Origin of the sequence: Asaia sp. W19, from assembly GCF_003994335.1 — a bacterium.
Lineage (GTDB): Bacteria > Pseudomonadota > Alphaproteobacteria > Acetobacterales > Acetobacteraceae > Asaia.
In genome coordinates, this window is the sequence record NZ_PNQZ01000013.1 from 199068 (window position 1) to 212728 (window position 13661).

Annotated in this window: 12 protein-coding genes; 7 read left to right on the forward strand and 5 right to left on the reverse strand. The window is 62.9% G+C overall.

Annotation, left to right across the window (positions count from 1 at the left end):
• Window positions 1-24: 24 nt before the first annotated feature.
• Window positions 25-411, reverse strand: coding sequence for a peptide-methionine (R)-S-oxide reductase MsrB (msrB, locus tag C0V97_RS02510; RefSeq protein WP_127100390.1), 387 nt, complete (start codon window positions 409-411; stop codon window positions 25-27).
• Between the two features lie 71 nt (window positions 412-482).
• The gene (locus C0V97_RS02515; protein ID WP_127100392.1) at window positions 483-1418 is read right to left on the reverse strand and encodes a LysR family transcriptional regulator; all 936 of its coding nucleotides are present in this window, start codon (window positions 1416-1418) and stop codon (window positions 483-485) included.
• A 122-nt stretch (window positions 1419-1540) separates the two neighbouring features.
• Here C0V97_RS02515 and C0V97_RS02520 point away from each other — a divergent pair, with 122 nt between their 5' ends.
• The 6 genes from C0V97_RS02520 (at window position 1541) to C0V97_RS02545 (ending at window position 8759) form a co-directional block, all read left to right on the forward strand.
• Entirely contained in the window at window positions 1541-2374 is an 834-nt protein-coding gene (locus C0V97_RS02520) for a 3-hydroxyacyl-CoA dehydrogenase family protein (protein ID WP_199751582.1), read from the forward strand.
• Window positions 2375-2420: 46 nt separating this feature from the next.
• The gene (locus C0V97_RS02525; RefSeq protein ID WP_127100394.1) at window positions 2421-3299 is read left to right on the forward strand and encodes a YncE family protein; all 879 of its coding nucleotides are present in this window, start codon (window positions 2421-2423) and stop codon (window positions 3297-3299) included.
• Window positions 3300-3587: 288 nt separating this feature from the next.
• Window positions 3588-5126: a 2,3-bisphosphoglycerate-independent phosphoglycerate mutase gene (gene gpmI, locus C0V97_RS02530; protein ID WP_127100396.1), complete on the forward strand. Its 1539-nt coding sequence runs from the start codon at window positions 3588-3590 to the stop codon at window positions 5124-5126.
• A 7-nt stretch (window positions 5127-5133) separates the two neighbouring features.
• Window positions 5134-6492: a murein hydrolase activator EnvC gene (locus tag C0V97_RS02535; protein WP_127100398.1), complete on the forward strand. Its 1359-nt coding sequence runs from the start codon at window positions 5134-5136 to the stop codon at window positions 6490-6492.
• Between the two features lie 204 nt (window positions 6493-6696).
• Window positions 6697-8196 carry a S41 family peptidase gene (locus C0V97_RS02540; protein ID WP_127100400.1) on the forward strand — a complete coding sequence of 500 codons (1500 nt, stop codon included), beginning with the start codon at window positions 6697-6699 and terminating at the stop codon, window positions 8194-8196.
• A gap of 65 nt (window positions 8197-8261) precedes the next feature.
• Entirely contained in the window at window positions 8262-8759 is a 498-nt protein-coding gene (locus C0V97_RS02545) for an RNA pyrophosphohydrolase (RefSeq protein WP_127100402.1), read from the forward strand.
• Window positions 8760-8802: 43 nt separating this feature from the next.
• Here the strand turns inward: C0V97_RS02545 and C0V97_RS02550 are convergent, their stop codons facing one another.
• The 3 genes from C0V97_RS02550 to C0V97_RS02560 all read right to left on the reverse strand — a co-directional run bounded on the left by C0V97_RS02550 (window position 8803) and on the right by C0V97_RS02560 (window position 12485).
• Window positions 8803-10569: an ABC transporter ATP-binding protein gene (locus tag C0V97_RS02550; protein ID WP_233581924.1), complete on the reverse strand. Its 1767-nt coding sequence runs from the start codon at window positions 10567-10569 to the stop codon at window positions 8803-8805.
• Between the two features lie 90 nt (window positions 10570-10659).
• Window positions 10660-11901, reverse strand: a complete 1242-nt coding sequence (locus C0V97_RS02555) for a CCA tRNA nucleotidyltransferase (protein WP_127100406.1) — start codon at window positions 11899-11901, stop codon at window positions 10660-10662.
• Window positions 11902-11909: 8 nt separating this feature from the next.
• A complete protein-coding gene (locus C0V97_RS02560; RefSeq protein ID WP_127100408.1) occupies window positions 11910-12485 on the reverse strand; it encodes a DUF1285 domain-containing protein in 576 nt (191 codons plus the stop codon).
• A gap of 145 nt (window positions 12486-12630) precedes the next feature.
• Between C0V97_RS02560 and C0V97_RS02565 the strand changes: the two genes are divergently transcribed.
• A complete protein-coding gene (locus C0V97_RS02565; RefSeq protein ID WP_127100410.1) occupies window positions 12631-13659 on the forward strand; it encodes a MoxR family ATPase in 1029 nt (342 codons plus the stop codon).
• Window positions 13660-13661: the final 2 nt, after the last annotated feature.

Consider the following 13661-nt stretch of genomic DNA (forward strand, 5'->3'; position numbering starts at 1 on the left):
CCTTAGCGTCAAATCGTTGCGATGTCAGCTTGGTTCAAAGCGCAGCGCCACACCATTCATGCAGAAACGCAAACCGGTGGGCTTCGGCCCGTCCGGGAACACGTGACCCAGATGTCCCTTGCACTGCGCGCAATGCACTTCGATGCGTGTCATGCCGTGGGTCTTGTCCACGGTGGTTTCGGTCATGCCGTCACGCGGGCGAAAAAAGGACGGCCACCCGCTCCCGCTCTCATATTTCGTATCGGAATCAAAAAGCGGGGCGTCACATCCGGCGCAGTAATAGACACCCATACGCTTCTCGTCGTTCAGAGGGCTCGATCCCGGTCGTTCCGTACCGTGTTCGCGCAGAACGCGATGCTGCTCGGGTGTTAGAGGCAGGCCGCAACTCGGCGTCTGGATATCATCACTCATGAAGAGGGTCCTTTCTTCGGGCGAGCACAAACCCCTTGATCCGTCTCGGGATTGGCTGGTCAGAGGGCAATTCAACGCGCCGCATCCTCTGGGTTTGCCGAAATCTCTCTTTGTTTCGCCCCATTCTGCCTGACGCGCTCGACAAGCCGCGACAAGAACTCCGCCACGACCCGGCGCGGTTGGTGACGTTCGGGCTGCGCCGCATAGATGACACCAGGCGGCAAACGATAGCCGGGAAGAACCCGCTCAAGCGCGCCCGAGGCGAGAAAAGGAGCACAGGTCTCCAGACTTGCCGCCGTCACCCCGCTCCCGGCGCAGGCGAAATCGAGCCGCACAGGCGCCGGGGTCGCGACAACGCTCGCCTCAAGCGCAAAGGAGGTCGGTGCGATGTCATCGCCGATGGGGCACAGCATCCACTGCGTCTCTCCCGGACGCGCAAGACACGGCACGCCGTGAAGATCATCGGGAGACAGGAGCGGGCCGGTCCGCTCCAGGAGGGAGGGCGCCGCAAAAAGCCCAACCTCGTAGGAGCCGATCCGCCTGATACGATAGGCACCTTCTTGCATCTCCTCGCGCCTGTGGCTGAGAAAGATGTCGGCCTCCGCCCTGCGAAAATCCGGCAGCCCGACACTGGCCTCGAGCGAGACCTTAAGACCGGATGTTTCTTGCAGCATCGCGCGTATCACAGGGTTGACCCATCCCGTCAGAATCTCGGGAGGGGCCAGAACACGCAGGACGCCGCCATTCTGCTCCTCGCGACAGATCGCCCTCACCCCTTCTTCAAGCGTGTCGAGCAGCGGGGTCAGGAAATGGCTCAGCCTCTCCCCTGCTTCGGTCAAACGCAGTCCTTCGCTGGCAGGTTCGATCAAGGCGACACCCAATCGGTCTTCCAGCCTCTCGAGACTACGGGACACGCTGGAGGCATGTATCCCAAGACGCTTGCCCGCATGGGTATAGTTCAGACTATCGGCAACAGCGACAAACACGCTGTATTCACTACGACTCATGTCTGTGTTTATGCAAGTTTACCCTGCATTATTGCAAGTTTGACTGCGCCCTCGCCGCGTTATGATCAGGCCATCCAATCGGTGGGCAGCAGATCATCTGCCGCTCACGAATGGGGAGAAATATGATGATCATCGATGCCCTGCTCGACAAAGCCTCGACACGCCCGGCCGCCGTCATCGGCGCGGGAACATTGGGGAGAAGGATTGCGCTGATGCTGGCCGCGAAAAACGGTCAGGTTCTGCTTTTCGACACCAATCCGGCCGTACTCGATGCCGGTCTCGCTTATGCCCGCGAAACGCTGCCCTCGGTGGTGGCCGCAATTTCAGACGGTCAGGGCGGCAGGATCGAAGCCGCAGTCTCACTCGAAGCCGCTCTGGAAAATGCGTGGCTCGTTATCGAGGCCCTGCCGGAGAAACTCGACCTCAAGACGGCGATGTTTGGCAAGTTCTCCCGCGAGGCGCCTGCAGATGCGATCCTCGCCACGAATTCCTCCTCCTATCCCTCACGTCTGATGGTGTCGGAAGTGGCGGACAGGACCCGCGTGCTCAACACGCATTTCATGATGCCCCCCGAGCAGCGGGCGGTCGAATTGATGTCTTGCGGTGAAACAGGTGAGGGTCTGATCGACGGACTCGCACTCTACTTCAAGTCACTCGGCCTCTCGCCCTATGTGGCTCAGAAAGAGAGCATCGGCTTTATCGAGAACCGCATCTGGGCCGCAATCAAGCGTGAATCCCTGTGTGTGGCCGCCGAAGGGGTCGCAACACCGGAAGTGATCGATCGCATTTATTGCGAGACTCAGGGGACGCGCATGGGTCCTTTCCACGCCATGGACCGGGTGGGGCTCGATATCGTGCTGCAGATCGAAGAGCACTACGCCCAAGCCTACCCCAATCTGCCCGAAGCCCCGCGCCTGCTGCTGAGAAAAATGATCGCCGAAATCGCCTCGGTATAAAAACCGGGCACGGCTTCTATAATTATGCGCCGAAAGGAACCCGGTCATGAACGCCCGTCCCCTTCTTTACACGCTGGAAGCCCATCCTGCCCGCATCACGGTCCTTCACGCCAGGACGGGCGAGGTAGTCTCCTGCATCGACGCCCAATGGGGCACTCCGGATGGGATCTGGGTCGATACCGACGCCGGCAAGATAACCTGGACCAATATGGGAGCCGATTACGACGCAGCCGATGGCACGATCGAACGTGCCGATCTGAACGGCACCCGGCACGAAGTGCTGATCGGTGATGGCAAACTCGTCACGCCCAAGCAGCTTGCCGTGGATCGGGAAGCAGGCTGGCTATACTGGTGCGACCGCGAAGGCATGCGGATCATGCGCGCGCGTCTTGACGGCAGCGAGGTCGAGACCCTGCTCGTCAGGGGAGCCTATCCGCAGGACCGTCCCGATGAATCGCGCCATTGCGTGGGTATCGCCCTCGATCTGAAGGCACGTCAGATATACTGGACGCAAAAAGGCTCCCCTAAAGGCGGCATAGGCCGCATCTTCCGTATGCCCCTCGATCTTCCTCAAGGCGTCGACCCTGCCTTGCGTGATGACATCACGCTGCTCGCCGATCATTTGCCAGAGCCGATCGATCTGCATGTAAGCCAGGATTCCACCCGCCTGTTCTGGACCGACCGGGGGGCACCGCCCGATGGCAACAGCCTGAATGTCGCGCATATCGATGAGAGCGGCCTGCATGCTCACAAGGTGCTGCTGCGTGGTCTCGATGAAGGGATCGGGCTCGCCCTCGACAAGGAGGAGAAAGAGGTTTTCATCAGCGATCTGGGGGGCACGATCCGGGTTTTCGATCTGGAGCACGAGACGTGTCGCATTCTCCGTCAACAAGCGCCCACGACCGGGATCTATCTCGTCGATTAGCCTTGCTTGCCCTCTCTCCAGACCGGGGGCCTCCCCACCCCGGCCGGAGCAGCCGGGGGGCGAGCCCTTTATGCCGGTGCAATTGGCGCATTTGCCGGCAGGCCGAGATGCCCCGCTGGCGATCCTGGTTTCCCGCCACCTCTGATCGGACAGGCGCGCAGGGCACACACGCCGCCGCGCCATGACAGGAAGTTCAGCAAGAACAAAAAACGACGAGACGCTTCCCGTGGCAGTTCGCATATTCACTGAAATGCGGCATGGTGCGCGCAAATCTGCAGGAGGCTTTTCATGTCCGCATCCCTTCCCGGCACGCCCCGCCCGGTCATGCTCGTCATTCTCGACGGGTTCGGTGACAGCGCCATTCGCGAGGACAACGCGGTTGCCCTCGCCAACACGCCGAACTTCGACCGTCTCTGGGCCAGTTCTCCCCATGCCTATCTGAAGGCCTGTGGTGAGGATGTCGGCCTGCCTGAGGGGCAGATGGGCAATTCCGAAGTGGGCCATCTCAATATCGGTGCCGGACGTGTGGTCATGCAGAACCTGCCGCGCATCAGCCGTGCCGCGCGTGATGGCTCCCTGGCCAGCAACTCTGCTCTTTGCAGCTTCATCGACGCGCTCAAGGCGAGCAAGGGAACGTGTCACCTCGTCGGGCTGATCTCGCCGGGTGGCGTGCACGCACACATGGATCATGTGGTCGCCCTGGCCAAAATCGTGGCCGAGGCAGGTATCAAGGTAGCGGTCCATGTCTTCTCGGACGGGCGCGATACACCGCCGGATTCTGGCACGGGCTATCTGCGCAGTCTCGCCGCCGAACTGCCCGAGGGGGCTTTCATTGCCACGGTGAGCGGGCGCTATTACGCCATGGACCGCGATAACCGGTGGGAGCGCGTGAGCCTCGCTTATGACGCCATCGTCTCGGCAAAGGGCGAACATGCTGACGATGCACTGGGCGTTCTGCCTTCTCATCAGGCCAAGGGCGTGACCGACGAATTCGTGGTGCCCACCGTGATCGGCGATTATGCCGGGATGCAGGATGGCGATGGCGTTCTCTCGGCCAATTTCCGCGCAGACCGTATCCGCGAATTGCTCGATGCGATGGTCTTCCCCGATTTCGACGGGTTTGAACGGTCCAAAGTCGTGAAGCTGGCTTCTGTCTGCGGCATGACGGCCTATAGCGCGGCCCTCGCCCCCTTCATGAGCGTAATGTTCCCCAAGGAATCCATGGAGCACCTGCTGGGAGATGTCGTTTCCCAGGCAGGTCGCGCCCAGCTGCGCATGGCCGAGACGGAGAAATACCCGCACGTCACCTACTTCCTCAATGGCGGACGCGAGGCCGTATTACCGGGGGAGGAGCGTATTCTCGTCGCCTCGCCCAAGGTGGCGACCTACGATCTGCAGCCGGAAATGTCGGCGCCCGAACTGACCGACCGTGCGGTCGAGTCCATCGAGAGCGGTAAGTTCGACCTCATCGTGCTGAACTTCGCCAATCCCGACATGGTGGGCCATACGGGCGTACTCTCAGCCGCCATCAAGGCGTGTGAGGCCGTGGATACCGGTCTGGGACGCATTGTGGCAGCCATCGACAAGATGGGCGGCGCTCTGATTGTGACAGCTGATCACGGCAATTGCGAAACCATGCGCGATCCGGTGACGGGCGGTGCCCATACAGCCCACACACTCAACCGCGTACCGGTCATCCTGCATGGCGCTGCGGGTGTCACGACTATTCATGACGGCAGGCTGGCTGATCTGGCGCCAACCCTGCTCACCCTGATGAAGCTCGACAAGCCGGCGGAAATGTCCGGCAAATGCCTCATCAACGGCTGAGTCGTTCATGCCGGTCACGAAACCTGTCCTGACCGGCTTCTGCCTGCTCGCTGCCTTCTGTGTGCCGCGTCTTTCGGGCGAGGGCGCCGAAGGGTGGCACACCCAGCCCCGCCTCGTTCTGGGCCGCCTCAGCTTGGTCAGTCAGGCTGCCGCAGCCCACGCCCCCGTTAAAAAGCCTGCTGTATCGACCGCAAGCCAGCGCGCCCTCGACGCAGCAAAGCGCGACCGCGCTGCACTTCTCGCTCGCAAGGCGCGCGAGGCATCGCTGATTGATGCCCAGCGCAAGGCCCAGGCCCAGGCCACACAGGATGCTGCCATCGAGGCCGATAAGGCGCGCCATTTCTCGGCCCTGACCGATCGGGCAGCCAACGAGTTGGCCGCCACCGAAAAGACAATCACCGCCCTCACAACGGATATCACGCGCCTGACCGCACAGCAGGAAGCGCAGCGCGTAGCGCTTGCGCGACGCCGTGCCAGTCTTCAGGCCATCCTGCCCGTTGCGCTCCGTCTGTCACGCTATCCGGGCACGTCTTTCGTGGCCTTGTCAGGTCAGGCGGACGATTCCGTTCAGGGTCTGAGTCTGATCGCAGGCCTGACACGCCTCACCGCGCGTCAGGCCGATGACCTGCACGGACAGCAGGCCCTGCTGGATCAGACGGCGCAGGAACTCGCCCAGCGAAATACCGCACTCGAAAAGGCCCGCGCCACCCTCGCCCGCCTGCGCGACGTCAATGCACGCAAGATGGATCAGGCGACCCATCAGCAGGAGGAGGCCGAGGCTCGCGCCAGGCAGGCGCGCGACGATATCGCAGCGGCGACAGCGAAGGCCGCAACGCTGGATGACGCCCTGAGCGCCATCGACAAGGTACAGGCCAGCTTGCGGGCGCGCATGGAAGAGGAGGCGCGCGCGCTGGAGCGCGCCAATCAGAAAGCAAAAGCCGAGGCGATGTCGGCCCAGGCCAGAAAGCTCTCCGGATCTCATGGGCCAGGCGTCAGCCGCGACGGAGGACATAGCGGTGGACATGGGCCGGTTTCAGGCACCATCACGACCGCCTGGCATCAGAGCACCGAAAGCGGACCAGCAACGGGCCTTACCTATGCCGCCTCTGCGGGAAGCACCGTCAGCGCGCCCTGCGCTGGCCAGGTCGATTTTGCTGGTCCTTTCCGCTCGTTCGGTAACATGGTCATTCTCGATTGCGGTCGGCATTACCGCTTCGTGCTCTCGGGTCTGGGCGCGCTCTCAGTGTCCAGCGGGCAGGCGGTGGGCCGTCACGAAACGCTCGGCAGCATGGGCCCCGGAGGGGGAGCGCTCTTCGTGCAGCTCCGCTCAGGCAGCAGCATCATCGATCCGCGCCCCTATCTGTGAGGGAGCGTTGCGACAGGATCGCGGGGGAATGATCGGATCGCTCTTGGCGATTCTGCGTTGTTTCGACAGAGTGCATCAAGAACGCTATAGATTGAGCCTCTCCATTCAGGCAGGGACGCCTTATCAGCCCCCTGCCAACAGACAGACGCTAACAGGATCGGCTTCGGGGTATGCGCTCCGCACCGGATTCAAGGGATGAATTGCATGAAGCTCCGCACTGGTCTGCTGCTCGGAACGGCATTCCTGGCCGGAATCACCGCCGGTCCGACACTGGAAGCCGTCATGGCGCCAAGCCTTGGGCAGATGATCAGCAGCAAGGCTTTCGCCAAGGAGGTTGTTGCTGACCCCGATAATCACAGCGAGACCCTGCGCCTGCTCACCCTGTTCGGCACGGTGCTTGATCTGGTACGCGCCGAATATGTGGAGCCGGTCAGCGACAAGGACCTGATCACCAACGCGCTTGACGGCATGGTGGGCGGGCTCGATCCCCACAGCTCCTACATGAACGAAAAGCAGTTCAAGGAGATGCAGATCCAGATCAGCGGCAAGTTCGGCGGTCTGGGCGTGCAGGTTCAGCAGCAGAATGGCCATATCCGTGTGGTCTCCCCCATCGACGGCACACCGGCCTCCCGTGCCGGGCTGAAGCCCGGTGACTACATCACCGAGGTTGACGGCAAGTCGCTCGAAGGACTGACACTCGATCAGGCCGTGACCAAGATGCGCGGCGACCCGGGTACCAAGATCACCCTGACGATCGTACGCGCCAAGGAGCCCAAGCCGCTCAAGGTCACAATGACCCGCGAAGTGGTGCATGTGCAGGTCGTGCGCTCGTCGCTCTACGGCAATATCGGCTATATCCGCATCTCGGAGTTCGACGACGATACCGAGACCGCGCTGCACGAGGCCTATGACAAGCTCAAGGCCAAATCGGGCAACAAGCTTCAGGGTCTTGTGCTGGATCTGCGTCTGAACCCGGGCGGCAAGCTCGATCAGGCCATCGCCGTCAGCGATGATTTCATCCCCGAGGGCGAGATCGTCTCGATCCGCGGCCGCCATGCGGAGAACAATCGCCGCTGGGATGCCAAGGGCACCGACATCACCGGCAAGCTGCCGATTGTCGTGCTGATCGACGGCGGCTCGGCCTCTGCCTCCGAAATCGTGGCCGGTGCGCTGCAGGATCATCGGCGCGCCGTCCTGGTGGGCGAGAAATCCTTTGGCAAGGGCTCGGTCCAATCCCTCATTCCCGTTCCCGGCCATGGCGCGGTGCGTCTGACCACGGCACGCTACTATACGCCCTCGGGTCGCTCCATCCAGGCGCTGGGCATTGCGCCCGATATCGTGGTGAAGGAGAGCAAGGACGACGATGGCTACGGCTATCGTGAGGCCGATCTCGCCCATATCATCACCAATACGGGCGGCAACAAGAACAAGGCTCCGGCCCGTACGGATCTGCCAGCCATCTCGGGCAGCATCCCCCATGCACCCGCCGATAACTGGCCGCGTTTCGACCCGGCCAAGCCGGCCACCGACTTCCAGCTTCAGCAGGGGCTGCGTGTGGTCCGTGCCATGGCCTCCCTCCCCGATGAGGCCCTTCCCCTCGGCCAGCCTGCCGCCGACAAACCGGCAGACAAGAAGGTTGACAAGCCAGCCTCGCCGCCCGCAGCACCTCCGGCGGCGCAACAACCGACGCCCCCGCACCAGTGAACCGTATCACGGTTATCTCTCCCGGCCCCTCCCAGAAGGGGCCGGTTTCTTATGGACTCCCCGCCATGATCGATCCGCAGACCCTTCCCTATCGCCCCAATGTCGGCATCATGCTGTTCAATCGTGAGGGTGCCTTGTTTCTGGCCAGACGCACGGACCTGCGCGATGTGTGGCAATGCCCCCAGGGCGGTATCGACGATCATGAATCTCCCGAGGAAGCCGCGATCAGGGAATTGCGCGAGGAGACAGGACTACGCCACGGCGCGATATTGGGAAGCTATCCGGGATGGCTTTCCTACGACCTGCCCGCCCATCTGATCGGCAAGGCACTCCACGGCCGCTATCGTGGCCAGACGCAACGCTGGTTCGCCATGCGCATGACCGAGCCGGACACGGCGATCAACCTTGCCGGAGACGGAACGGAGCCCGCCGAGTTCGACAAATGGGAATGGGTGGCACCCGATGAGGTGCTCCGCTTCAATCTGGGGTTCAAGCGCGCCCTGTATGAGCAGATCCTGCCTACACTCTCTGCCCTTGCCCCGCCCCTCCCGGCAAAAGACTAAGCGGCGGCCATCCGACCGTCCCGGTCGGGCCTGAATGGGCCCTTCACAGGGCGGCTTCGGTCATACTGGCTTCGACGGGGGCCAGATCAGGTCCCTCTACGAGGTCAAGGGACTGGTTACGCACCAGACGGGCATAAAGTCCCCCCTGTGCCTGCAATTCGGCATGCGTGCCGAGTTCGCCCGCCGCCCCATCGCTCATGACGATGATCAGATCGGCGCTTTTCACAGTCGAGAGACGATGCGCCACGATGATCGTGGTACGGTCGCGTCGCAGGTCGGACAGGGTCGCCTGTACTTTCGCCTCGCTCTCGGAATCGAGTGCACTCGTGGCTTCATCGAGCAGAAGGAGGCGCGGATCACGCAGCAGGGCGCGCGCCAGTGCGACGCGCTGCCTCTGCCCCCCTGATAGTCGCTGGCCGCCGGGGCCGACGCGCGTATCGAGCCCCATGGGCAGGGTGTCGGCAAAATCCACCGCCGCCGCGAGGGCGGCGGCTTCGACCTCGGCACGGCTCGCATGCGGACGACCGATGCGAATATTATCGAGCACCGACATGTCGAAGAGCGTCGTATCCTGACTCACATAGGCTATCGCGTCGCGCAGATCGTCCAGTCTCAGGTCGCGCAGATCGACCCCATCCAGCAGGATTTTGCCGCTGCTCACATCATGAAGCCGTGGGATGAGCGAAAGCGCTGTCGACTTGCCTGCGCCCGAGGGGCCGACCAGCGCTACCGTCCAGCCGGGACGCACGTCGAAGCTGAGCGCTCGCAATCCGGCGCGCCCATCCGGATAAACGAACCCGACCTCTTCGAAGGTCAGACGCCCATGGCCCGGCGGCAGGCTGCGCGCATCCGCGCATTCCGCCACGGCGGGCGGCTCGTCGATGACGGAGAAGACACGCTCCAGCCCGCCTAGCCCTTCCTGAAGCGCGGCGTTGAGCGAGCCCAAAGCCCTGAGCGGACGCGATGCCGCAAAAAGCGCGGCGATGAAGGCGGTGAAGTCACCCAGCGTAGCTCCGCCCATAGCGGCGCGCCATCCGGCGAAGCCGAGTACGGCCGCAATAGCCGTTCCGCCCAGAACCTCCAGCACCGGATCGACACGGGCACGCCCGCGCGAAATACGCCAGAACGCCTTGTGCAACAGGTCGAGAGAGTGATCCACGCGACGGGATTCGCTCTCTTCCATGCGATAGACCCGCACCTGTCGCGCGAGGGCAAAACTCTCATTGAGGAGGGTCGCGGTTTCGCCAATCTGCTCCTGCATACCCCCCGAAGCGCGACGCACCCGCTTGCCCAGTTTCTGGATCGGCACGGCAGCAACGGGATAGAGCACCAGCGCGATCAAGCTGAGCTCCCAATCGGTGTAGATCATCGAGGCCACCAGCCCGACCACCGTCACTACATCGCCCAGCGCGTTGACCGCACGGATCATGGCCTCACGTATCGAGACGGCATCAGTCGTGAAACGCGCCGCCCATTGTGCGGGCGCCTCCTTTTCGATGCGGGCAATGTCAGTGCTCAAGGCGTGAGAGAACATGCGTGATTGCAGGCCGCGAATGACCACCAGAACCAGACTCTGGACCGAGAGGGTCTGACCATATTGCGTGGCAGCCTTGAGCCCTGTGACGAGCACGACCAGAGCGGGAACCTGGTAAAGAATACGCGGATCATGCACCGCGAACATATCGACGGCACGCTTGATCACCAGCGGATAGAGCGCTGTCAGCCCGGCCGTCAGAACGGTCAGTACGACCACGCTGGCCAGACGCCCCACATGCTGGCGCACTTCTTCGCGCCAGATGCGAGAGAGCATCTGGCGCCCCTGCGCGCCTTGAGGGTCTATGCGTCGCAATTGGGGCTGATTTGCGGGCTGCGCTGTTTTCATCCCTGCCGTTTACCTCCCTCAGCCTTGCGGGGAAAGGGGCAGACGGTTTTTGAGCTCGGCCAGACAAGCCTCCCGATCAGGCAGACAGCCCCTGGCGCGCCACCAATCCTGAAGCTCAGCGAGAACCAAGCCGACTTCGGGACCCGGGCCGAGTCCGGCCTTCACTGCATCACGTCCCGCAAGGGGGAATATGGGGCGCTTCATCCCGATCAGCCGCGTGCGCAACGCGTCCCAATCCTCGGGGAGGCTCTCGTCATCCTGTGTCTGAAGCAGCCAGATCCGGTCAAGCAGCGTCTGATGTTCCTCCAGCGCAAGCTGACGCCGGAGCGCATCGTCATCGCATTGCGGGGACAGGATATCCGTCTCGTCAGACAGATATGGCCCCCGCATGAGAGAGAGCCGTTGCGCCTGTTTGCCCGAGAGGCGCAATCTCTGCGCCAGATCCGGCGCATCGCTCAGCAGACCGAGCCGCAGAACACCGTCCTCCGGCGCACCGAGCTTGAGCCCACGGACGAGCCTCCGGGTCCGGGGGGACGCGACAACGCGGTCCAGCACATCGGCCGCCTCCATATGGGCGAGACAGCGCGCCAGATGCGGCCCGGTGAGGATACGCACCATCTCGCTCGCGAGACGCTCGGCCGAGAGCCCGCCAATCATCCCGGCATGGCTGCGTATGGCGGTCATCGCGGCCAGATCGGGTCGATCGCTTCCGAAACGCGCATCGAAACGGAAGAAGCGCAGGATACGCAGGGCATCTTCCTCAATGCGCCTTCCGGCCTCCCCCACGAACCGGACATGCCGCGCGGCCAGATCCCGCTGACCGCCGAAGAAGTCGTGAATGACGCCCCAACGATCACAGAAAAGCGCATTGATGGTGAAATCGCGCCGCGCCGCATCTTCCTGCCAGTTCGTCGTCCACGCGACTTCGGCGTGACGCCCGTTGGTCGTGACATCGCGTCGCAGGGTAGTGATCTCATATGGGACCTGATCGATCAGCGCCGTGATCGTGCCGTGAGCGAGCCCGGTCGGAATGGTCTTTATCCCCGCGCGCGCGAGGACGGCCTGAACCTCGTGAGGAGGCTCGGGAGTGGCCAGATCCAGGTCATGGACCTGTTGCCCCCCGAGCAGAAGATCACGCACGGAACCGCCAACGAGGCGGGCCTCGGGCAGGAAACGCCAGAGCCGATCCAGGCCGGAGCGTTGAGGAAGCTGGTCGAGAAGTGTCACGGCAGACCCGGTCGAGAAATCAGTGAGGGGCATCCCACCCCTTACGGCGCAGGTATCGGGGCAAGGGGGAAAAAGATATTATGGCTCCACACCCCCATGCAGGGACGGCAACCCACATGGCCCGGAACGGCCAGCGCCACAAGCTCGTAATAGACCGGGCGCGAAAGGCGGGCGAGAATGGGCTTGTCGCCCTCGCCGCGTCGTACCTGCACATAGGGAATGGCGGCGCAGTCCTCTGACGGGGGATGGTCCCAATCCACGATCAGAGGATGGGACGGACCGACGCAAAGCAGTTCGTCCATATTGGTCCGCAGGCACAGATTCTGCTGCCGCCCGCACCCGCCCCGGAAATCGAGCTCACGCACGATGAACGGTGCATCTTCCACCTGGATGATACCGGCCTCGGTTGGCGTACGCAGCCAGAAATCTCCTGCCCGATCGCGTGTGAGCATGGAGCCGAACAGACAGAGCATCTCCTTGCGTCTCACAGGCGAGCCCCGATAGAGCCAGGTTCCGTCACGGCGGATGATGAAGGGAAGCGCGCGCGGCGCTGTTTCGCCATCCCTGCCCGTTTCCTTGCCGGAAGCATCGATGCGTTCATCGTTCTCGCAGGTCATCGGCAGCTCAGCGCAGCCCGATGCCCGTTTTGCCCCACCTTCCCTCAACGCTCTCTCCGCTCGTGGTCCAAAAATCTGGTCTCATGCTGCAAGTTGGGTCGTCTTATGGCTTGATGAAACCCCCGGAACTGTCAGATTGGCAAATATGAGCCAGAACGATCTCTCTTCCTTCCCCGCCCGGCCCTTCTCCGATACGACGCAGGCGGAGCTTGCCATGGCCGAACGCCTGACCGCACAGCTCGGCGCGGTGCGCAGCGCCATTGGTCAGGTCGTGCTCGGCCAGCGCGACGTGATCGACCGGCTTCTGGTCACGATCCTCTCGGGAGGTCACGCGCTTTTGATCGGCGCGCCAGGCCTAGGCAAGACGCTGCTGGTCAGCACGGCCGCCCATGTACTCGGGCTGGACACGCGCCGCATCCAGTTCACACCCGATCTGATGCCCTCGGACATTACTGGCAGCGATATTCTGGACGAGGATGAAAACGGACGGCGCTTCTTCCGCTTCGTGAAGGGGCCGATCTTCGCCCAGCTTCTTCTTGCCGATGAGATCAATCGCGCCAGCCCCCGCACACAATCGGCCCTGCTTCAGGCCATGCAGGAATATGAGGTCGCCCAGGCAGGGACCAATCACAAGCTACCCAGGCCTTTCCACGTGCTGGCAACCCAGAATCCGATCGAGCAGGAAGGCACATACCCACTCCCGGAAGCCCAGCTCGACCGCTTCATGCTGCGCATCGCCCTCAGCTTCCCCGAGCGCGATGCGGAACGCGAGATGCTGCTCCAGACCACCGGTGCCGAGACCGCCACCGCCCCCGTCCTGCTTTCATCGCGTGACCTGATCGATGCGCAGGCGCTCGTGCGCAGTCTGCCAGTGGGCGAAAAAATCCTTGAGGCGATCCTGACGCTTGTGCGTGGCCTGCGCCCCGAAACCGCCTACAAACCCGATATTGCGTCCTCTCTGCTCTACGGCCCCGGCCCGCGCGCGGCCCAGGCCCTGATGCTGAGCTGCCGCGCTCAGGCGCTTCTGGATGGTCGCCTGAGTCCGAGCCTCGACGACCTAGCGGAACTCGCCGAGCCAGTTCTCGCCCATCGCATGGCGCTTAGCTTTTCCGCGCGCGCATCCGGACAGAAGGTCGAGGCTCTGATCTCATCGGCCGTCGAGACGCTCCTCTGATC